Raw genomic sequence first — 19119 nt, forward strand, 5'->3', positions numbered from 1 at the left:
GCTGGATGACGCTATATCAATGCATCAGGCTTGCCTTTATACTACCGCGCGGTTGTTTATAAACTGCCCAAATGACTCTAAATGGGAAATCTCCAGTGAAGTTCGTAAAGTATTTATTCATCCTTGCAGTATGTTGCATTCTGCTGGGAGCAGGCTCGATTTACGGTCTGTACAAATATATTGAGCCACAGCTACCTGACGTCGCCACGCTGAAAGATGTGCGGCTACAAATTCCGATGCAGGTCTACAGCGCTGACGGCGAATTGATCGCGCAATATGGCGAAAAACGCCGTATTCCGCTGACGCTGAATCAAATCCCGCCTGTAATGGTTAAAGCGTTTATCGCCACGGAAGACAGCCGTTTTTATGAACATCACGGTGTCGACCCGGTGGGGATTTTCCGCGCCGCCAGCGTGGCGATGTTTTCCGGACGCGCGTCGCAGGGCGCAAGTACGATTACCCAACAGCTGGCACGTAACTTTTTCTTAAGCCCGGAACGCACGCTGATGCGTAAGCTTAAAGAGGTGTTCCTGGCGATCCGCATTGAACAATTGCTGAGCAAAGATGAGATCCTTGAGCTTTATCTCAATAAGATCTACCTCGGTTATCGCGCGTACGGCGTGGGTGCCGCGGCGCAGGTCTACTTTGGGAAAACGGTCGATCAGTTAACGCTGAGTGAAATGGCGGTGATTGCCGGTTTGCCAAAAGCACCGTCTACGTTTAACCCGCTCTATTCACTTGATCGCGCTACCGCGCGCCGTAATGTGGTGCTGGCACGTATGGAGAGCGAAGGCTACATCACCGAGCAGCAGTATGATCAAGCGCGTGGTGAAGCTATCGATGCCAATTACCATGCGCCGGAAATCGCTTTTTCCGCGCCTTACCTTTCCGAAATGGTGCGCCAGGATTTGGTCAATCGCTATGGCGATAAAGCCTACGAAGATGGCTACCGCGTTTACACCACCATTACCCGTAAAGTGCAGCAGGCCGCGCAGACCGCCGTGCGTAATAACGTGATGGATTACGACATGCGCCACGGTTATCGCGGCCCGTCGAATGTGTTGTGGAAAGTGGGCGAAGCGGCGTGGGACAGTAAAAAAATCATCGACTCCCTGAAAACGCTGCCGTCTTATGGCCCACTCTCGGCAGCAGTGGTGACCAGCGCCAATCCGCAAGAAGCAACGGCGATGATGGCAGATGGCACCTCGGTCTCTTTGCGCATGGAAGGTATGCGCTGGGCGCGTCCGTATCGTTCCGACACGCAACAAGGCGCAACGCCACGCAAAGTTACTGACGTGGTGCAGGCCGGACAGCAGATTTGGGTTCGCCAGGTGGACGATGCCTGGTGGCTGGCGCAGGTGCCAGATGTTAACTCCGCGCTGGTTTCCATCAACCCGCGTAATGGCGCCGTATTGGCGCTGGTTGGCGGCTTCGATTTTAACCAAAGCAAGTTTAACCGCGCGACACAGGCGCTGCGCCAGGTAGGTTCTAACATCAAGCCGTTCCTTTACACCGCGGCAATGGATAAAGGCCTGACGCTGGCGAGCATTCTGAATGATGCACCAATTTCCCGCTGGGATGCAGGCGCAGGTTCCGACTGGCGACCGAAAAACTCGCCGGATGAGTATGCCGGTCCGATTCGTTTACGTCAGGGTTTGGGGCAGTCGAAAAACGTGGTGATGGTGCGTGCAATGCGCGCAATGGGCGTGGATTACGCGGCGGAATATCTGCAGCGTTTCGGCTTCCCGGCGCAAAACATTGTGCATACCGAATCGCTGGCACTGGGCTCTGCTTCCTTTACGCCAATGCAGGTTGCCCGCGGTTATTCGGTGATGGCGAACGGTGGTTTCCTGATCGATCCGTATTTCATTACCAAAATCGAAAACGATCAGGGCAACGTGCTGTTTGAAGTACGTCCGAAAATCGCCTGTGCCGATTGTGATATTCCGGTGATTTACGGCGATACGCCGAAATCGAACGTGCTGGAAAACAAAGACATGGAAAACGTCGCCACCTCACAAGAGCAGCAGAACGCAGCCGTACCGCAGCCGCAGCTTGAGCAGGCCAACCAGGCGCTGGTGCAAAGAAGCGGCGCCGAAGAGTACGCGCCACACGTTATTAGCACCCCGCTGTCGTTTTTGATCAAAAGCGCGCTGAACAGTAACATCTTTGGCGAGCCAGGCTGGCAGGGCACAGGCTGGCGCGCAGGTCGTGATCTCAAACGCAATGATATTGGCGGTAAAACCGGGACCACGAACAGTTCGAAAGATGCCTGGTTCTCGGGCTATGGACCAGGTGTGGTGACCTCCGTTTGGATCGGCTTTGACGATCATCGTAGGGATTTGGGGCGTACAACCGCATCCGGCGCGATTAAAGATCAGATTTCCGGCTACGAAGGCGGCGCGAAAAGCGCACAACCTGCCTGGGATGCGTATATGAAAGTCGTGCTGGATGGGGTTCCTGAAGAGCCATTAACCCCGCCGCCAGGCATAGTGACGGTGAATATCGACCGCAGCACCGGCCAACTGGCGAACGGTGGTAGCAGCCGCCAGGAATACTTTATTGAAGGCACGCAGCCAACGCAGCAAGCCGTCCATGAAGTGGGCACCACGTTAATGGATAACGGCGAGTCTCACGAACTCTTTTAACTCTGCGCCGGGCTAGTCCCGGCTGACAGACAGCAAAAAGGGCGCAAATGCGCCCTTTTCATTTATTATTTTGTGCGTTCAGAGTCGCCCCTGTCCTTTTAGCCATTCGCGAACCAAAAACAGCGCGCTGACATTGCGGGCTTCGTTGAAATCAGGATCTTCCAGCAGGTCCATCAAATGCTTCAGCGGCCAGCGTACCTGCGGTAGCGGTTCTGGTTCATCACCCGGCAGCGACTCCGGATAGAGATCTTCTGCCACGATAATGTTCATTTTGCTGGAGAAGTAAGAAGGCGCCATACTGAGTTTTTTCAGAAAAGTAAGCTCTTTTGCGCCAAATCCGACTTCTTCTTTTAGTTCACGGTTCGCCGCTTCGTATATACTCTCACCCGGATCGATAAGACCCTTGGAAAACCCCAGTTCGTAGGATTCAGTGCCAACCGCATATTCGCGGATCAGGATCAGGTGATCGTCAACAATTGGCACAATCATCACGGCTTCGTGCGTAGAGGGGCGCATACGTTCATAAACACGGCGCACGCCGTTACTGAATTCCAGATCCACACGTTCTACGTTAAAAAGTCGTGAAGAGGCGACCGTTTCTACGTTAAGAATGGTGGGTTTTTGCAATGATTCGCTCATTATTATCGGTCTTTGCAGAGAAACTTTCGTTATTGTGCGACACTACGCACTGTTTGGGCAATGTACTTTGCCGCTAATTTACATTCCTGCAACCTCTTCGAAATCAATTCCCAATTTAACCCAAAAGTCAATAGCTTGAAATAAAACTAAGAATTTGCTGATATTCCCGTTAGGGTGGTTTTGCTATTCTCTTTGACATTGGTATGCGCTTAAAAATACTCAAGTTAATTGCTTGCTTAAAAGGCCAACCACATTAGATTGTTACGGGAAGGGTGCAACTGACTACACCTGTTAGAAAAAGTAAGATGGGGAAAGCATGAGCACCATTTTGATTTTTTTCGCTGCTATGCTGGCCTGCGCATTCCTCGCCGGATGGATTTTCAGGTTCAGGTCGCAACGTCGGTATCGACTGCCGTATTTACAGGCTTTCACCGGCGCGACGACCCGTAAATTAACCCCTGAAGAGCGTGAAACGGCGGAACGCTATCTGGAAACGCTTTCCCGTACGCAAAACAATCTCGCCCCGACGGGCGCGACAGCCGCCCCTGTTTCGATCAATCTTACCGCGCATAGCAACACGGTGCTGTATGTCACGCACTCGATCACCCGCTATGGCATCACCACTGACGCCCCGAATAAATGGCGCTACTACCTTGATTCCGTCGAAGTCCATTTGCCCCCGTCCTGGGAGCAGTACATTACCGACGAGAACAATGTTGAACTGATCCGCACCGACTCCATGCCGCTGGTTATTTCGCTTAACGGGCATACGCTTAGCGAATACATGAGCGAAGAGCGCGGCGGTGAACTGGAACGCGTCTCGTCGAGCCAATCCGCGATCCGTGGCGAAGAGAGTGAACAAATTGAGCTGCTCAATATTCGCCGGGAAACCCCGGAAGAGTACGCATTAAGCCGCCCGGACGGCATGCGCGAAGCGCTGCTGATCTCGGTCTCGTTTCTATTGTTTTTCTTCTGTCTGGCCTCGCCCGATGTCTTTATCCCGTGGCTGGCGGGCGGTGGCGTGATGCTGCTTGCCGCCGGGCTCTGGGGGTTATATGCGCCACCGGCTAAAAACACGCTGCGGGAGATTCATTGTCTGCGTGGCACGCCAAAGCGCTGGGGGCTGTTCGGTGAGAATAATCAGGAGCAAATGAATAATATCTCGTTAGGTATTATCGACCTGATTTATCCGCGTCACTGGCAGCCCTTCGTCACACAGGATTTGGGCCAGCAAACCGACATTGATATCTACCTTGATCGCCACGTTGTGCGCCAGGGACGTTTTCTCTCCCTGCACGATGAAGTGAAAAATTTCCCGCTGCAGCACTGGGTGCGCAGCGCCGTCATTTCCATCGGTTCGCTGGTGGTGCTGGCGATGTTGTTGATTTGGGTGCCGCTGGATATGCCGATCAAATTTACCGTGTCGTGGATTAAAGGCGCGCAGACCGTTGAAGCCAGCAGCGTGAATCAGCTCGAAGCCGCCGGGTTGCGGATTGGTGACACGCTGCGCATCAGCGGCACCGGCATGTGTAATATCCACATGCAAAACAACTGGACCTCGCGCCAGACGTCACCGTTTACGCCGTTCGACTGCTCGCAAATTATCTGGAACAACGCCCCGCCCCTGCCGTTGCCAGAATCCGATATTGTGAACAAAGCCACCGCGCTTGCTCAGGCGGTCAGCCGCCAGCTTCATCCCACTACCGAAGAAGACTCCCGCGTGAGCCCGGTGCTGCGCTCAGCCATTCAGAAATCCGGCATGGTACTGCTGGATGACTTTGCAGATATCGTACTGAAAACGCAGGATTTGTGCGCTGCCGAAGATGAATGTCTGCGGTTGAAAAACGCGCTGGTCAACCTCGGAAACAGTAAAGACTGGGAGACACTAACCAAACGCGCCAGCGACGGGAAACTCACCGGCGTGAACGTATTGCTGCGCCCGGTAAGCGCCGAGTCGCTGGATAATTTGGTTACTACGTCCACCGCGCCGTTCATTATGCGGGAAACCACCCGTGCGGCGCAGGCGCTGAACAGCCCGGCACCGGGCGGTTTTGTGATTAGCAGTGAAGAAGGTAGCGAACTGGTTGATCAACCCTGGCCGCCAATTGCGCTGTATGACTACCCGGCACAGGAACAATGGAATGAATTCCAGCGGCTGGCGCAAATGCTGATGCAGACGCCGTTTCGCGCGGAAGGGATCATTACCAGTATCTATACCGATGCAAACGGCACCAAACACATCAGCCTGCATCGCATGCCAGATGCCAGCGGCCTGTGGCGTTATGCGGGAACCACACTTCTGCTGGTCGCAATGGTGATTTGCAGCCTCTACAACGGTGTGCTGGCGCTGCGGCGTTACCAGCGCAACCGCACACGTATCGAAGAGATTCAGCAGTATTATGCAAGCTGTCTGAACCCCCAGTTTCTGCCCACCCAGGACAGCCTCAGCAGCTAACGATCTGTCGTGCGAGCTGTGTTAACCTGTCGCGCACGTTTTCTCTGGCTGGAGTTTTTAATGCACCTTGATATCGCATGGCAGGACGTCGATACCGTTTTGCTGGATATGGACGGCACGCTTCTCGATCTCGCGTTTGATAACTTCTTCTGGCAAAAACTGGTGCCGGAAACCTTTGGCGTCAAACAAGGCTTAACGCCGGAAGAAGCGCAGAACGTTCTCCGTCAGGAGTATCACGCCGTGCAGCATACGCTAAACTGGTACTGTCTGGATTACTGGAGCGAACGCCTGGGTCTGGATATTTGCGCTATGACCACCCAGCAGGGGCCGCGCGCGGTGCTGCGTGAAGATACGGTGCCGTTTCTGGATGCGCTACAAAAAAGCGGTAAACGCCGCATTTTGCTGACCAATGCGCACCCGCATAATCTGGCGGTCAAACTTGAGCACACGGGTCTCGCGTCGCACCTTGATTTATTACTTTCTACCCATACATTTGGTTATCCGAAAGAGGATCAGCGCCTGTGGCAGGCTGTCGCGCATGAAACCGGGCTCAATCCTGAACGGACGCTGTTTATCGATGACAGCGAACCGATTCTTGATGCGGCGGCGAAATTTGGCATCCGCTATTGCCTGGGCGTCACCAACCCGGATTCCGGGCTTGCGGAAAAACATTATTTGCGCCATCCCGGCACTAATGACTACCGCGGCTTGATCCCCTCACTTCTCAAGGAGATGTGATGAAACAGCAGCCTGCGCAGGAAGTTCGTCTGGATAAGTGGCTGTGGGCCGCGCGTTTTTATAAAACCCGCGCCCTTGCCCGCGAAATGATTGACGGCGGCAAAGTGCATTACAACGGGCAACGCAGCAAGCCGAGTAAAATCGTCGAGCTGAACGCCACGCTCACGCTGCGTCAGGGAAATGATGAACGAACCGTCATTATTAAAGGCATTACGGAGCAGCGTCGACCGGCAAATGAAGCGGTTGAGCTGTATGAAGAGACGGCAGAAAGCATCGAGAAACGCGAAAAAATGGCGCTGGCCCGCAAACTTAACGCGCTCACCATGCCCCACCCCGATCGCCGCCCGGATAAGAAAGAACGTCGCGATCTTATAAAATTTAAATTAGGTGATAGCGAATAACGCTCACCCGCAAGAGAGATAATCATGGCCATTCAAGACCAATTACACCGCTATCTTTTTGAAAACTACGCTGTTCGCGGCGAGCTGGTGACCGTTTCCCATACCTGGAAACAGATCCTTGAAAACCACAACTATCCGCTGCCGGTAAAAACGGTGCTCGGCGAGTTGCTGGTTGCCACCAGCCTGCTGACGGCAACGCTGAAATTTGCCGGAGATATCACCGTGCAGTTGCAGGGCGATGGCCCGATGAGTCTGGCGGTGATTAATGGTAACAATCGCCAGCAAATGCGCGGTGTGGCACGTGTTCAGGGCGATGTGCCGGAAAATGCGGATCTGAAAACGCTGGTGGGTAACGGTTATTTAGTTATCACCATCACGCCGGAAGAGGGCGAGCGTTATCAGGGCGTGGTGGGTCTTGAAGGTGATACGCTGGCGGCATGCCTGGAAGATTACTTTATGCGTTCAGAGCAATTGCCAACACGCTTGTTTATCCGCACCGGCGAGGTTGATGGCCAGCCGGCGGCGGGCGGCATGCTGCTGCAGGTATTACCGGCGCAGGAAACGCAGGCCGAAGATTTTGAGCATCTGGCCGTGCTGACAGAGACCATCAAAGCGGAAGAGTTGCTGACGCTGGCGGCGGAAGATGTGCTGTGGCGCTTGTATCACGAAGAAGAAGTCACGCTGTACGATCCGCAAGATGTGGAATTCAAATGCACTTGCTCACGTGAACGCTGCGCGGGTGCGCTGAAGACGCTGCCGGACGAAGAAGTGGATAGCATCCTCGCGGAAGAAGGCGAAATCGACATGCACTGCGACTATTGCGGCAGCCACTATCTGTTTAACGCGATGGATATTGCCGAGATCCGCAACAACGCCTCCCCTGCCGATCCACAGGTGCACTAAACATCCTTCCTTACGCCGCCTGCGGGCGGCGCTTTTGCATCACTCGTCACGTTTCCGCTAAAATCCCCAATGAAAGTGTTACGTAACTTACTTTCATGAAAGCGATTACAGTCACAAAGCCGCGGTTAAAAATGTCGTCTTACGCCATTTTTGAAACATTTACCCCATAAATGAGACTATTTTTGCCATAATCCGTCTCGTTACGTGACCACAATCACAGTGTTTTCCGTCAGTCTGGGTTTGTCGAGTTAGGTAAATCTATGAGCCTCGTCCCGGTAAGCGGGTAAAAAACAACCCTACAATTTCAGGCAGTACATATTGGCTAAGGAGCAGTGACATGCGCGTTAAGAGCTTAACCCCGCAGGATCTCAAGGCTTATGGTATCAACGATGTTCAGGATGTCGTCTACAACCCCGATTACGATACGCTGTATCAGGAGGAGCTCCGTCCAGACCTGGAAGGATATGAGCGTGGAGTGCTGACGAATTCTGGTGCTGTCGCCGTCGACACCGGTATTTTTACCGGCCGTTCGCCGAAGGATAAGTATATTGTGCGTGATGACACCACCCGCGATACCGTGTGGTGGTCTGATAAAGGCAAAGGCAAGAACGACAACAAGCCGATCTCGCCTGAGGTCTGGCAACATCTAAAAGGCCTAGTCACCCAGCAGCTTTCCGGCAAGCGTCTATTTATTATTGACGCCTTTTGCGGCGCAAACCCGGACACACGTCTCTCGGTGCGTTTTATCACCGAAGTGGCCTGGCAGGCGCACTTTGTGAAGAACATGTTCATTCGCCCGACCGAAGAAGAGCTGGCAAGCTTTACGCCGGATTTTATCGTGATGAATGGCGCGAAATGCACCAACCCACAATGGCAAGAGCAAGGTCTCAACTCGGAAAACTTTGTCGCCTTTAATCTCACCGAACGCATCCAGTTGATTGGCGGAACCTGGTACGGCGGCGAGATGAAGAAAGGTATGTTCTCAATCATGAACTACCTGCTGCCGTTACAGGGCATCGCTTCGATGCACTGTTCAGCAAACGTCGGTGAAAAAGGCGATGTAGCCGTGTTCTTCGGCCTCTCCGGCACCGGCAAAACCACCCTCTCTACCGATCCGAAACGCCGCCTGATTGGCGATGACGAACACGGCTGGGATGATGACGGCGTTTTCAACTTCGAAGGCGGTTGCTACGCCAAAACCATTCGGCTTTCGGAAGAGGCTGAACCGGATATCTTCCACGCCATCCGTCGCGATGCGCTGCTGGAAAATGTCAGCGTCCGCGCCGACGGCAGCATTGATTATGATGATGCGTCGAAAACGGAAAACACCCGGGTGTCGTACCCGATTTACCATATTCAGAACATCGTAAAACCGGTCTCCAAAGCAGGCCACGCCACGAAAGTTATCTTCCTGACGGCAGATGCGTTCGGCGTGCTGCCGCCGGTTTCACGCCTGACCGCCAGCCAGACGCAGTACCACTTCCTTTCCGGTTTTACCGCTAAACTTGCCGGAACCGAACGCGGCGTAACCGAGCCGACACCAACTTTCTCGGCCTGTTTTGGTGCCGCGTTTTTGTCGCTGCATCCAACGCAATATGCAGAAGTTCTGGTGAAAAGAATGCAGGCCGCCGGCGCGCAGGCGTATCTGGTCAATACCGGCTGGAACGGCACCGGTAAACGCATCTCTATCAAGGACACGCGGGCGATTATCGACGCGATCCTTAATGGCTCGCTGGACGATGCGGAAACCTTTACCCTGCCGATGTTCAACCTGGCAATCCCGACCTCGCTGCCCGGCGTGGATACGCGCATTCTTGACCCGCGCAATACCTATGCGTCCCCGGAGCAGTGGCAGGAGAAAGCCGCGCAGCTGGCAACGTTGTTTATTGAAAACTTCGAGAAGTACACCGATACCGCTGCCGGCGCCGCGTTAGTCAGCGCCGGGCCAAAAGTGTAATTTGGCTACGCAAGAGAAACAAAACCCGCCAGATGGCGGGTTTTTTTATGCTTCTTTATTCTGCCCACTCAGTCGGGCAATCGGGATCGGCAGCCAGGCGCGAATACAGAGCCCGCCCCGCTCGCTGGTGCCCAATTCAAGAATGCCGTTATGGTTATCCACAATACGCTGCACGATCGCCAGCCCGAGGCCAGTGCCGCTGGTGCTGCGCGCACTGTCACCGCGGACAAACGGCTGGAACAGATGTTCGCGCTGCTCCGGTTTGATACCCGGGCCGTCATCTTCGACCTGGAACCAGGCGCGATTGTGCTCGGTACCGCTGCTAACTTTGATCCAGCCATTGCCGTAGCGCGCCGCGTTAACCACCATATTGGCAACCGCACGTTTAATGGAAAGCGGGTGCATACGCACGAAAATCTCGCTCTCTTTCAACCCGGTATCGATCTCACGCTCGTAACCACTTTCCGCCGCGATGACTTCACCGAGTACCGCGTTCAGTTCGGCCACTTCCATCGGCATTTCCTGCCCGGTACGCAGATAATCGATAAACTGCTCGATAATCGCGTTGCACTCTTCAATATCTTTATTAATGGATTCAGCGAGATAGCCATCTTCTTCCGCCATCATCTCCGTCGCTAAGCGAATACGCGTGAGCGGCGTACGCAGATCGTGGCTGACGCCCGCCATCAATAACGTTCGATCGTCGGCAAGCTGCTTCACCCCGGCGGCCATCTGGTTAAAGGCGCGGGTAACCGAGCGCACTTCCGACGCGCCATATTCACGCAGCGGCGGCGGAATATGCCCTTTCCCCACCTTCAGCGCGGCGTGCTCCAGGTCAACAAGTGGTCGGTTCTGAATGCGGATAAACAACCAGGCACCGCCTATCGCCAGCAGCATAATCGCCAGCGTGTAGCGGAACAGCGGGGAGAAATCCCCTTGATGAATTTCGGTCAGCGGTACGCGCACCCAGATATTGGGCGACAGCCAGGTTTTCAGCCACACCACCGGTGAGCTTTTATTCACCTCAACGCGCACTTCGGTCGGGCCGCCAAGCTGCTGCGCCATTTGCTGGCTTAAGAATTCGTAATGCTGCGCCCAACGCAGGCCGGCGTCTTCTGCGGCCTCGTTGGAATAAAGCGAAATGCCCAGCTCGCGGTAAATCTCACGGCGAAACGCCGGAGGCACCACCAGCTGCGTGCCGTCCTCCAGTTGCAGTTTATCGGTCATCAACATACGCACTTCGTACGCGAGAACCTTATTAAACTGCTGGAGGCTGGGCAGAATGGCGAAGTTCAGCACCACCAGGTAGGTCGTCACCAGGCTGGCGAACAGCAAGGTGACGATAAGTAACAGGGTGCGGGCAAAAGAACTGCGCGGCGAGAAACGCACTCGCATCATGCTTTAGAGCCGTCCGGCACAAATACGTAGCCCAGACCCCAAACCGTCTGAATATAACGAGGATGTGCCGGATCTTCTTCCACCATGCGGCGCAAGCGCGAGATCTGCACGTCAATAGAACGCTCCATCGCCGAGTATTCACGCCCGCGCGCCAGGTTCATCAACTTATCGCGCGACAGCGGCTCACGCGGGTGGCTGACCAGTGCTTTCAGCACCGCGAATTCACCGCTGGTCAGCGGCATCGGTTCATCTTCGCGGAACATTTCGCGCGTACCAAGATTCAGCTTGAACTTACCAAACGCAATTACCGCTTCTTCCTGAGACGGCGCGCCCGGCAATTCATTCGCCTGGCGGCGCAGCACAGCGCGAATACGCGCCAGCAGCTCACGCGGGTTAAACGGTTTGGGAATATAATCGTCGGCACCAATTTCCAGACCCACAATGCGGTCCACTTCTTCGCCTTTCGCCGTCACCATAATAATCGGCATCGGGTTGCTCTGGCTGCGTAAACGGCGGCAGATAGAGAGGCCATCTTCGCCTGGCAGCATCAGATCCAGCACCATCAGATGGAAAGATTCACGGGTTAACAGACGATCCATCTGCTCAGCGTTAGCCACGCTGCGAACCTGGAAGCCCTGCTCGGTAAGGTAACGCTCAAGCAATGCGCGCAGGCGCATGTCGTCATCCACGACCAGAATCTTATAATTCTCTTGCATTGTTTATACTCCCAAAGGTTCCGACAATAATGTTTCCGTATTCTAGAAAAGTGCGCGTTCACGACCAGCGAAATCTGGTATACATTCTAGTCGAAATTGTTACAAAGCATATTTAACAGCAGCTTATATGCATATGTCATCACAGAAAGCATGATTAATCTGCACCTTACACTATCGCGTTTGTAACGTGTGTGCAGGCAAGAACGTCACGGAAATAAGGCCCAGGAATGAAAACGCCCCTGATTACCCGCGAAGGTTATGAAAAACTGAAGCAGGAACTCGATTTTCTCTGGCGTCAGGAGCGCCCGGAAGTCACCAAAAAAGTCACCTGGGCGGCCAGCCTCGGCGACCGCAGCGAAAACGCCGATTATCAGTACAACAAAAAGCGCCTGCGCGAGATAGACCGCCGCGTACGCTATCTCACCAAATGCCTGGAAAATCTCAAAATCGTTGATTACTCCCCTCAGCAGGAAGGCAAAGTCTTTTTTGGCGCCTGGGTGGAAATCGAAAACGACGACGGCGATACACTGCGTTTTCGCATTGTGGGTTATGACGAAATTTTCGGCCGCAAAGATTACATCTCTATCGATTCGCCGATGGCGCGCGCCCTGCTCAAGAAAGAGGAAGGCGACGTGGCGGTAGTGCAAACGCCCGGCGGTGAAGCAACCTGGTACGTCAATCAAATTGAATACGTGAAATAGCCCCCAGAACCGTCCGAGAAGCCTTGTGCGGCTGGCATTTTGCGATGCCAGTCCGTATAACTATCCCCTGATTTTTGTTCAGAAGATGAAATGACATGATGAATGATTCGCTCTGCCGCATTATTGCGGGTGAACTTCAGGCACGAACCGAACAGGTGGAATCCGCCGTTCGCCTGCTTGATGAAGGGAACACAGTGCCGTTTATCGCGCGCTATCGTAAAGAAGTCACCGGCGGTCTGGACGACACGCAATTGCGTCAGCTCGAAACCCGCCTTGGTTATCTGCGCGAGTTGGAAGAGCGCCGCCAGGCGATTCTGAAATCGATTGGCGAACAGGGCAAACTCAGCGATGAGCTGGCAAAAGCCATTAACGGTACGCTGAGCAAAACCGAGCTTGAAGATCTCTACCTGCCGTACAAACCAAAACGCCGCACGCGCGGGCAAATTGCCATTGAAGCCGGGCTGGAACCGCTGGCAGATTCCCTGTGGAATGATCCGTCGCAAGATCCGGAAACGCTGGCCGCAACGTTTGTCGATGCCGATAAAGGCGTTGCCGACAGCAAAGCGGCGCTGGATGGCGCGCGCTATATCCTGATGGAACGCTTCGCGGAAGATGCCGCACTGCTGGCAAAAGTGCGTGACTATTTGTGGAAAAACGCCCATCTCGTCTCCACTGTGGTAAGCGGTAAAGAGGATGAAGGTGCCAAATTCCGCGACTATTTCGATCATCACGAACCGATTTCGACTGTCCCTTCGCACCGCGCGCTGGCGATGTTTCGCGGGCGTAACGAAGGCGTACTGCAACTGGCGCTGAACGCCGATCCGCAATTTGATGAGCCGCCAAAAGAGAGCCACTGCGAGCAAATTATTATCGACCACCTCGGCCTGCGCCTGAACAACGCGCCAGCGGACAGCTGGCGTAAAGGCGTGGTGAGCTGGACGTGGCGTATCAAAGTGTTGATGCATCTGGAAACGGAGCTGATGGGCACGGTGCGCGAACGCGCTGAAGACGAAGCCATCAATGTTTTCGCCCGTAACCTGCACGATCTGCTGATGGCCGCCCCTGCCGGGCTGCGAGCCACGATGGGTCTTGATCCGGGCTTGCGTACCGGTGTGAAAGTCGCGGTGGTGGATGCCACCGGCAAACTGGTCGCCACCGACACGATCTATCCGCATACCGGGCAAGCGGCAAAAGCGGCGGTAGCCGTCGCAGCGCTGTGTGAAAAACACAATGTTGAACTGGTGGCGATTGGTAACGGCACCGCCTCGCGCGAAACAGAACGCTTCTACCTCGATGTGCAGAAACAGTTCCCGAACGTGACCGCGCAGAAAGTGATTGTCAGCGAAGCGGGCGCATCGGTTTATTCCGCTTCCGAGCTGGCAGCGCTCGAATTCCCGGATCTGGATGTTTCACTGCGCGGTGCGGTCTCTATTGCCCGCCGCTTACAAGACCCGCTGGCGGAACTGGTGAAAATCGATCCGAAATCTATCGGTGTCGGCCAGTACCAGCACGATGTCAGCCAGACGCAACTGGCGCGCAAACTGGATGCAGTTGTGGAGGATTGCGTAAACGCCGTTGGCGTCGACCTGAATACTGCCTCTGTGCCGCTACTGACGCGCGTCGCCGGTTTAACTCGCATGATGGCGCAGAATATTGTCGCCTGGCGCGATGAGAACGGTCAGTTCCTGAACCGCCAGCAGTTGCTGAAAGTGAGCCGTCTGGGGCCGAAAGCCTTTGAACAGTGTGCGGGCTTCCTGCGAATTAACCACGGCGACAACCCGCTCGACGCCTCCACCGTTCACCCGGAAACCTACCCGGTGGTTGAACGTATTCTGGCGGCAACTGAGCAGTCACTGCGCGATCTGATGGGCAATAGCGCGGAGTTGCGCAAGCTGAAAGCCAGCGATTTTACCGATGAGCAGTTTGGTGTACCGACGGTCACCGACATTATCAAAGAGCTGGAAAAACCAGGCCGCGACCCGCGTCCGGAGTTTAAAACCGCGACCTTTGCCGAAGGCGTGGAAACGATGAATGACCTGCTACCGGGCATGGTGCTCGAAGGCGCGGTAACCAACGTGACTAACTTTGGCGCCTTCGTTGATATCGGCGTGCATCAGGACGGCCTGGTGCATATCTCATCGCTGGCAGATAAGTTCGTCGAAGATCCGCATACCGTGGTGAAAGCGGGCGATATCGTGAAGGTCAAAGTGCTGGAAGTGGATTTACAGCGCAAACGAATCGCGTTGACCATGCGTCTGGACGAGCAGCCAGGCGAGACCAATTCCCGTCGAGGAAGCGGCAACACGGGCAATCGCGATAACGCGAACCGCAACGCGGCTCGTCCGGCGAAAGCGCCACGCGGTCGCGACAACCAGCCAGGCGGCAACAGCGCAATGATGGATGCACTCGCTGCGGCAATGGGTAAAAAACGTTAATCTTTACCCCTCCCTTCACCGGGAGGGGTATTTTTTGAAAACACGTTCGAAAAAGTCCAGATTAAATCTGTCAAATGATGAACGAAAAGCAATTAACTCGTTATTTCAGCTGTTATTTAATATTCAAAATTATTAACTAATCACTACCTGTATTTAATTACGCAATCGGCATCGGCGTTATTTTCCTTGCGCGGCGCATATTACAAACATTAAACGCGAATTAACTTTGTAAAATAAAAATTACCTTTTTAACCTGGCGGTAATATTTTCTCGTTTTGCGCTGGTAATTCACAACCCTACAAATTTTTGAGTTACGTCAAAAGAGAATCAAATTATCAATTCTGCCCCCCGCAAACGCATTTTTATGATTGATGATAAAAACTATTCTCATTATCATTGGGTCAGTAGATTCTTTCTCCACTCCTTCGATGATGGACAGTGCGCCAGACGGCGCGTGATAACTCTTGGCTCGCAGCGTAAATAAGTAGGCTCTATGCAATTCTCTCCAGACAGTGCGTGGAAAATTACCGGTTTCTCCCAAGAAATAAGTCCGGCCTGGCGACAGAAACTCCTGTCATTAGGGATGTTGCCCGGCTCCTCTTTTAATGTGGTGCGCGTCGCCCCTTTGGGTGACCCTATTCATATTGAAACCCGCCGCGTTAATTTAGTGTTACGGAAAAAAGATCTCGCGTTCCTCGAACTGGAAGCGGTATCTCGTTAATCAGCCAGTTGTTACAAAGAGTGCTAAGTAAAAATGAAAAAATTGACCATTGGCTTAATTGGTAACCCGAATTCTGGCAAGACAACGTTATTTAATCAGCTCACCGGCGCGCGTCAGCGGGTGGGAAACTGGTCCGGCGTAACCGTTGAGCGCAAAGAGGGACAGTTCAACACGACCGACCACCAGGTGACGCTGGTCGATCTTCCCGGCACCTATTCGCTCACCACCATTTCCGCGCAAACGTCGCTCGATGAGCAAATCGCCTGCCACTACATTTTAAGCGGTGACGCCGATCTGGTGATCAACGTGGTCGATGCCTCCAATCTTGAGCGCAACCTTTACCTGACGCTGCAATTGCTGGAGCTGGGCGTGCCGTGCATTATCGCCCTCAACATGCTGGATATCGCGGAAAAACAGAAAGTCCGTATTGATATCGATGGTCTTGCCGCGCGCCTGGGCTGCCCGGTGATCCCGCTGGTTTCCACGCGTGGTCGTGGGATTGAAGCGCTAAAAATGGCTGTCGACCGTCACCAACACAACGACAACGTAGAACTGGTGCATTACGCCCAACCCCTTTCCCGCGAAGCAGACGCGCTGGCGCAGCAAATGGCCGATGATGTGCCATTGCAGCAACGCCGCTGGATGGGCCTGCAAATGCTGGAAGGTGATATCTACAGCCGCGCCAATTCTGGCGTAAACGAACAGCAACTGGCTGCCTCGCTCGCTCGCCTGGGAGCGGAAATGGACGACCCTGCGTTGCATATTGCTGATGCGCGTTATCAGTCAATTGCGGCGATTTGCGATACCGTCAGCAACACGCTCACCGCCGAGCCAAGCCAGTTCACCGCCGCGGTTGATCGCATCATCATTAACCGCTTTTTAGGGTTGCCGATCTTTTTGTTCGTCATGTATCTGATGTTCCTGTTCGCGATTAACATCGGCGGCGCGTTCCAGCCGATTTTCGACGCAGGTTCAGTCGCGATCTTCATTCACGGTATTCAGTGGCTGGGTTATACGCTGCACTTCCCGGAATGGCTGACCGTATTCCTCGCACAAGGGCTTGGTGGCGGCGTGAATACCGTGCTGCCGCTGGTGCCGCAGCTCGGCATGATGTACCTGTTTATGTCCTTTCTTGAGGACTCCGGTTATATGGCGCGCGCCGCGTTTGTGATGGATCGTCTGATGCAGTCGCTGGGGCTACCAGGCAAATCTTTCGTACCGCTGATTGTCGGTTTCGGCTGTAACGTACCGTCAGTGATGGGCGCACGTACATTAGACGCGCCGCGTGAGCGCTTGATAACCATCATGATGGCGCCGTTTATGTCCTGTGGTGCGCGTCTGGCCATTTTCGCAGTTTTCGCTGCCGCCTTTTTCGGCCAGCAAGGAGCGCTCACCGTCTTCTCGCTGTATGTGATTGGTATCGTGATGGCGATTCTTACTGGTCTGGTGCTGAAACATACGCTGCTTCGCGGCGAAGCATCGCCGTTTGTGATGGAACTGCCGGTGTATCACGTGCCGCATCTGAAAAGCCTGTTGCTGCAAACCTGGCAGCGTCTGAAAGGCTTTGTCATCCGCGCGGGTAAAGTGATTATCATCGTCAGCATTTTCCTCAGCGCGATGAACAGCTTCTCGCTGGATGGTCGTACCGTACACAAAATTGATGAATCTGCACTGGCCTCAGTCAGCCGCGTCTTTACCCCGCTGCTGGAGCCGATTGGCGTGCATGGTGACCACTGGCAAGCCACCGTGGGTCTTGTTACGGGCGCAATGGCGAAAGAGGTGGTCGTCGGTACGCTGAACTCACTTTACACCGCGGAAAATATTGAGCAGGAAGCCTTTAACCCGGCGGAATTCAGCCTGACGGGTGAGCTGATTGCCGCTCTGGAAGATACGGCGAAAAGCGTGAAAGAGACGTTTAGCCTGAGCGTACTGGCTAACCCAATCGAAGCCAGCAAAGGCGATGGCGAAATGGCGACCGGTACCATGGGCGTAATGAGCGAAAAATTCGGCAGTGCGGCAGCCGCTTACAGCTACCTGATTTTTGTGCTGCTTTACGTACCGTGTATCACCGCAATGGGCGCTATCGCCCGCGAATCCAGCCGTGGCTGGATGGGCTTCTCGGTGCTGTGGGGGCTGAATATCGCCTACTCGCTCGCCACGCTCTTTTACCAGACGGCGACCTTCAGCGAGCATCCGGTCTACAGCCTGACCTGTATTCTGGCGGTTCTGCTGTTTAACGTGGTGGTAATTAGCGCCCTTCGCCGCGCCAGAAGCCGGGTGGACGTCAGCCTGCTGGCAACGCGTAAAACCGTCGCCAGCTGCTGTGACAGCCCGGCGGGCGATTGTCACTAAGGAGCAACAACGATGGCGTCGTTAATTGAAGTGCGTGATTTGTTGGCATTGCAAGGCCGGATGGAGGCTCAGCAATTGAGCGCCGCGCTGCATACGCCGCGCGCGATGATCGATGCCATACTCGCTCGCATGGAAGCCATGGGTAAAGCCGTGCGTATTCAGGAAGAGGCTACCGGTTGTTTAACCGGTAGCTGCAAGCAGTGCCCGGAAGGGAAAAGCGCCTGTTCTCGCGAGTGGTGGGCGCTACGTTAAACAAGCCTGGCTTTCAGCGCCAGCAACGCCTCGCAGAACGCGGCAGGATGGGAAACAAACGGCGCATGTGCCGCTTTCGGGAAAATCAACGACTCGCTCTGCGGCCACATATCATCCAGTAACGGAACGATTTTACGCGGCACCAGTCCGTCAAGACGGCCATACATACGTAAAAACGGCAGCGTCAGTCCACTCAGTACTTCGCGTAAATCCACCGTTTTTAAAATCTCCAGTCCGCCGTTCAGCACCTCTGTTGGCGGCATCGGAAGCGACAACACCGCGCTTTTAAGCTGGCGCGCATCCTGTCTTGCGGTTTCGGTGCCGAGCGTCTGCAAGGCCAGAAAACGCTCAACGGTACGCTGAAAATCCTCACTCAATTGCTGTTGAAAACCGGCCAGCACCTCAGGTTTGATACCCTCCCAATCGCCCTGTGCGCTAAAACAAGGCGATGAAGCAACCGTAACCAACGCACTGACGCGTTCAGGTGATTGCAACGCAATCTGGCTCGCCACCAGCCCGCCCAGGCTCCAGCCCAGCCATATCGCCTTTGGTGGCGCGTGAGATAACACGATATCCGCCATTTGTTGCAGCGCCAGTGCGCCAAACCCTTCGCTTCTGCCATAGCCCGGCAGATCCACTAAATGCAGCGTAAATTGCGAACTCAGTTCCGGTGTAATGCAATCCCAGACCTGCGCATTCAGCCCCCATCCGTGCAGCAGCACAAGATGACAATTTCCTTCGCCTTTGGTTTGCCACCAGATGTTCTTCATCAGCTATCGTTCTCTTCTTTCACACAAGGAGGT

General features: G+C 54.3%; 15 protein-coding genes. 11 read left to right on the plus strand and 4 right to left on the minus strand.

The features are described 5' to 3' along the window. Nucleotides 1-95 precede the first annotated feature (95 nt). A complete protein-coding gene (gene mrcA / locus M8Q36_RS04105; RefSeq protein ID WP_249880086.1) occupies nt 96-2648 on the plus strand; it encodes a peptidoglycan glycosyltransferase/peptidoglycan DD-transpeptidase MrcA in 2553 nt (850 codons plus the stop codon). 78 nt (nt 2649-2726) lie between these two features. Here mrcA and nudE read toward each other — a convergent pair whose 3' ends face one another. Beyond that, nucleotides 2727-3287: an ADP compounds hydrolase NudE gene (gene nudE / locus M8Q36_RS04110; RefSeq protein WP_020455546.1), complete on the minus strand. Its 561-nt coding sequence runs from the start codon at nt 3285-3287 to the stop codon at nt 2727-2729. Between the two features lie 316 nt (nt 3288-3603). On the opposite strand from nudE, the gene M8Q36_RS04115 reads away from it, so the two are divergent. The 5 genes from M8Q36_RS04115 to pckA all read left to right on the plus strand — a co-directional run bounded on the left by M8Q36_RS04115 (nt 3604) and on the right by pckA (nt 9741). After that, the gene (locus M8Q36_RS04115) at nt 3604-5742 is read left to right on the plus strand and encodes an intracellular growth attenuator family protein (RefSeq protein WP_249880087.1); all 2139 of its coding nucleotides are present in this window, start codon (nt 3604-3606) and stop codon (nt 5740-5742) included. Between the two features lie 60 nt (nt 5743-5802). Further along, on the plus strand, nt 5803-6480 hold the full coding sequence (gene yrfG / locus M8Q36_RS04120; protein ID WP_086872853.1) for a GMP/IMP nucleotidase: 678 nt from the start codon (nt 5803-5805) through the stop codon (nt 6478-6480). Continuing rightward, complete coding sequence (gene hslR, locus M8Q36_RS04125; RefSeq protein WP_249880088.1) at nt 6480-6881, plus strand: ribosome-associated heat shock protein Hsp15; 402 nt, start codon at nt 6480-6482, stop codon at nt 6879-6881. The genes yrfG and hslR overlap by 1 nt, the downstream gene beginning before the upstream one ends. 24 nt (nt 6882-6905) lie before the next feature. Beyond that, the gene (hslO, locus tag M8Q36_RS04130; RefSeq protein ID WP_045507837.1) at nt 6906-7784 is read left to right on the plus strand and encodes an Hsp33 family molecular chaperone HslO; all 879 of its coding nucleotides are present in this window, start codon (nt 6906-6908) and stop codon (nt 7782-7784) included. A 337-nt stretch (nt 7785-8121) separates the two neighbouring features. Next, nucleotides 8122-9741, plus strand: coding sequence for a phosphoenolpyruvate carboxykinase (ATP) (pckA, locus tag M8Q36_RS04135; RefSeq protein ID WP_249880089.1), 1620 nt, complete (start codon nt 8122-8124; stop codon nt 9739-9741). Nucleotides 9742-9786: 45 nt separating this feature from the next. Here pckA and envZ read toward each other — a convergent pair whose 3' ends face one another. Next, entirely contained in the window at nt 9787-11139 is a 1353-nt protein-coding gene (gene envZ / locus M8Q36_RS04140; protein ID WP_017459527.1) for a two-component system sensor histidine kinase EnvZ, read from the minus strand. Continuing rightward, entirely contained in the window at nt 11136-11855 is a 720-nt protein-coding gene (gene ompR / locus M8Q36_RS04145; RefSeq protein ID WP_001157751.1) for an osmolarity response regulator transcription factor OmpR, read from the minus strand. The genes envZ and ompR overlap by 4 nt, the downstream gene beginning before the upstream one ends. Before the next feature lie 227 nt (nt 11856-12082). Here ompR and greB point away from each other — a divergent pair, with 227 nt between their 5' ends. The 5 genes from greB to feoC all read left to right on the plus strand — a co-directional run bounded on the left by greB (nt 12083) and on the right by feoC (nt 18316). Further along, nucleotides 12083-12556: a transcription elongation factor GreB gene (gene greB, locus M8Q36_RS04150; RefSeq protein ID WP_017459528.1), complete on the plus strand. Its 474-nt coding sequence runs from the start codon at nt 12083-12085 to the stop codon at nt 12554-12556. Nucleotides 12557-12651: 95 nt separating this feature from the next. Next, complete coding sequence (locus tag M8Q36_RS04155; protein ID WP_249880090.1) at nt 12652-14991, plus strand: Tex family protein; 2340 nt, start codon at nt 12652-12654, stop codon at nt 14989-14991. A gap of 493 nt (nt 14992-15484) precedes the next feature. Beyond that, complete coding sequence (feoA, locus tag M8Q36_RS04160) at nt 15485-15712, plus strand: ferrous iron transporter A (RefSeq protein ID WP_017459530.1); 228 nt, start codon at nt 15485-15487, stop codon at nt 15710-15712. A gap of 33 nt (nt 15713-15745) precedes the next feature. Continuing rightward, nucleotides 15746-18064: a Fe(2+) transporter permease subunit FeoB gene (gene feoB, locus M8Q36_RS04165; RefSeq protein ID WP_020455556.1), complete on the plus strand. Its 2319-nt coding sequence runs from the start codon at nt 15746-15748 to the stop codon at nt 18062-18064. 12 nt (nt 18065-18076) lie between these two features. Next, nucleotides 18077-18316 (plus strand): [Fe-S]-dependent transcriptional repressor FeoC, encoded by a 240-nt coding sequence (feoC, locus tag M8Q36_RS04170; RefSeq protein WP_249880091.1) that lies wholly within the window; start codon nt 18077-18079, stop codon nt 18314-18316. Here the strand turns inward: feoC and bioH are convergent. Continuing rightward, nucleotides 18313-19086 carry a pimeloyl-ACP methyl ester esterase BioH gene (gene bioH, locus M8Q36_RS04175; protein WP_249880092.1) on the minus strand — a complete coding sequence of 258 codons (774 nt, stop codon included), beginning with the start codon at nt 19084-19086 and terminating at the stop codon, nt 18313-18315. The genes feoC and bioH overlap by 4 nt on opposite strands. Between the last annotated feature and the right edge of the window lie 33 nt (nt 19087-19119).

The sequence above is a fragment of the Kosakonia sp. R1.Fl genome (genome assembly GCF_023516815.1).
Lineage (GTDB): Bacteria > Pseudomonadota > Gammaproteobacteria > Enterobacterales > Enterobacteriaceae > Kosakonia.

Excerpts from the sequence above, each read along its gene's own strand:
- M8Q36_RS04115 (WP_249880087.1), top strand. The coding sequence starts at position 3,604 with ATGAGCACCATTTTGATTTTTTTCGCTGCTATGCTGGCCTGCGCATTC.
- nudE (WP_020455546.1), bottom strand. The coding sequence starts at position 3,287 with ATGAGCGAATCATTGCAAAAACCCACCATTCTTAACGTAGAAACGGTC.
- hslR (WP_249880088.1), top strand. The coding sequence starts at position 6,480 with ATGAAACAGCAGCCTGCGCAGGAAGTTCGTCTGGATAAGTGGCTGTGG.
- greB (WP_017459528.1), top strand. The coding sequence starts at position 12,083 with ATGAAAACGCCCCTGATTACCCGCGAAGGTTATGAAAAACTGAAGCAG.
- envZ (WP_017459527.1), bottom strand. The coding sequence starts at position 11,139 with ATGATGCGAGTGCGTTTCTCGCCGCGCAGTTCTTTTGCCCGCACCCTG.
- feoB (WP_020455556.1), top strand. The coding sequence starts at position 15,746 with ATGAAAAAATTGACCATTGGCTTAATTGGTAACCCGAATTCTGGCAAG.
- feoA (WP_017459530.1), top strand. The coding sequence starts at position 15,485 with ATGCAATTCTCTCCAGACAGTGCGTGGAAAATTACCGGTTTCTCCCAA.
- pckA (WP_249880089.1), top strand. The coding sequence starts at position 8,122 with ATGCGCGTTAAGAGCTTAACCCCGCAGGATCTCAAGGCTTATGGTATC.
- bioH (WP_249880092.1), bottom strand. The coding sequence starts at position 19,086 with ATGAAGAACATCTGGTGGCAAACCAAAGGCGAAGGAAATTGTCATCTT.
- ompR (WP_001157751.1), bottom strand. The coding sequence starts at position 11,855 with ATGCAAGAGAATTATAAGATTCTGGTCGTGGATGACGACATGCGCCTG.
- yrfG (WP_086872853.1), top strand. The coding sequence starts at position 5,803 with ATGCACCTTGATATCGCATGGCAGGACGTCGATACCGTTTTGCTGGAT.
- feoC (WP_249880091.1), top strand. The coding sequence starts at position 18,077 with ATGGCGTCGTTAATTGAAGTGCGTGATTTGTTGGCATTGCAAGGCCGG.
- M8Q36_RS04155 (WP_249880090.1), top strand. The coding sequence starts at position 12,652 with ATGATGAATGATTCGCTCTGCCGCATTATTGCGGGTGAACTTCAGGCA.
- hslO (WP_045507837.1), top strand. The coding sequence starts at position 6,906 with ATGGCCATTCAAGACCAATTACACCGCTATCTTTTTGAAAACTACGCT.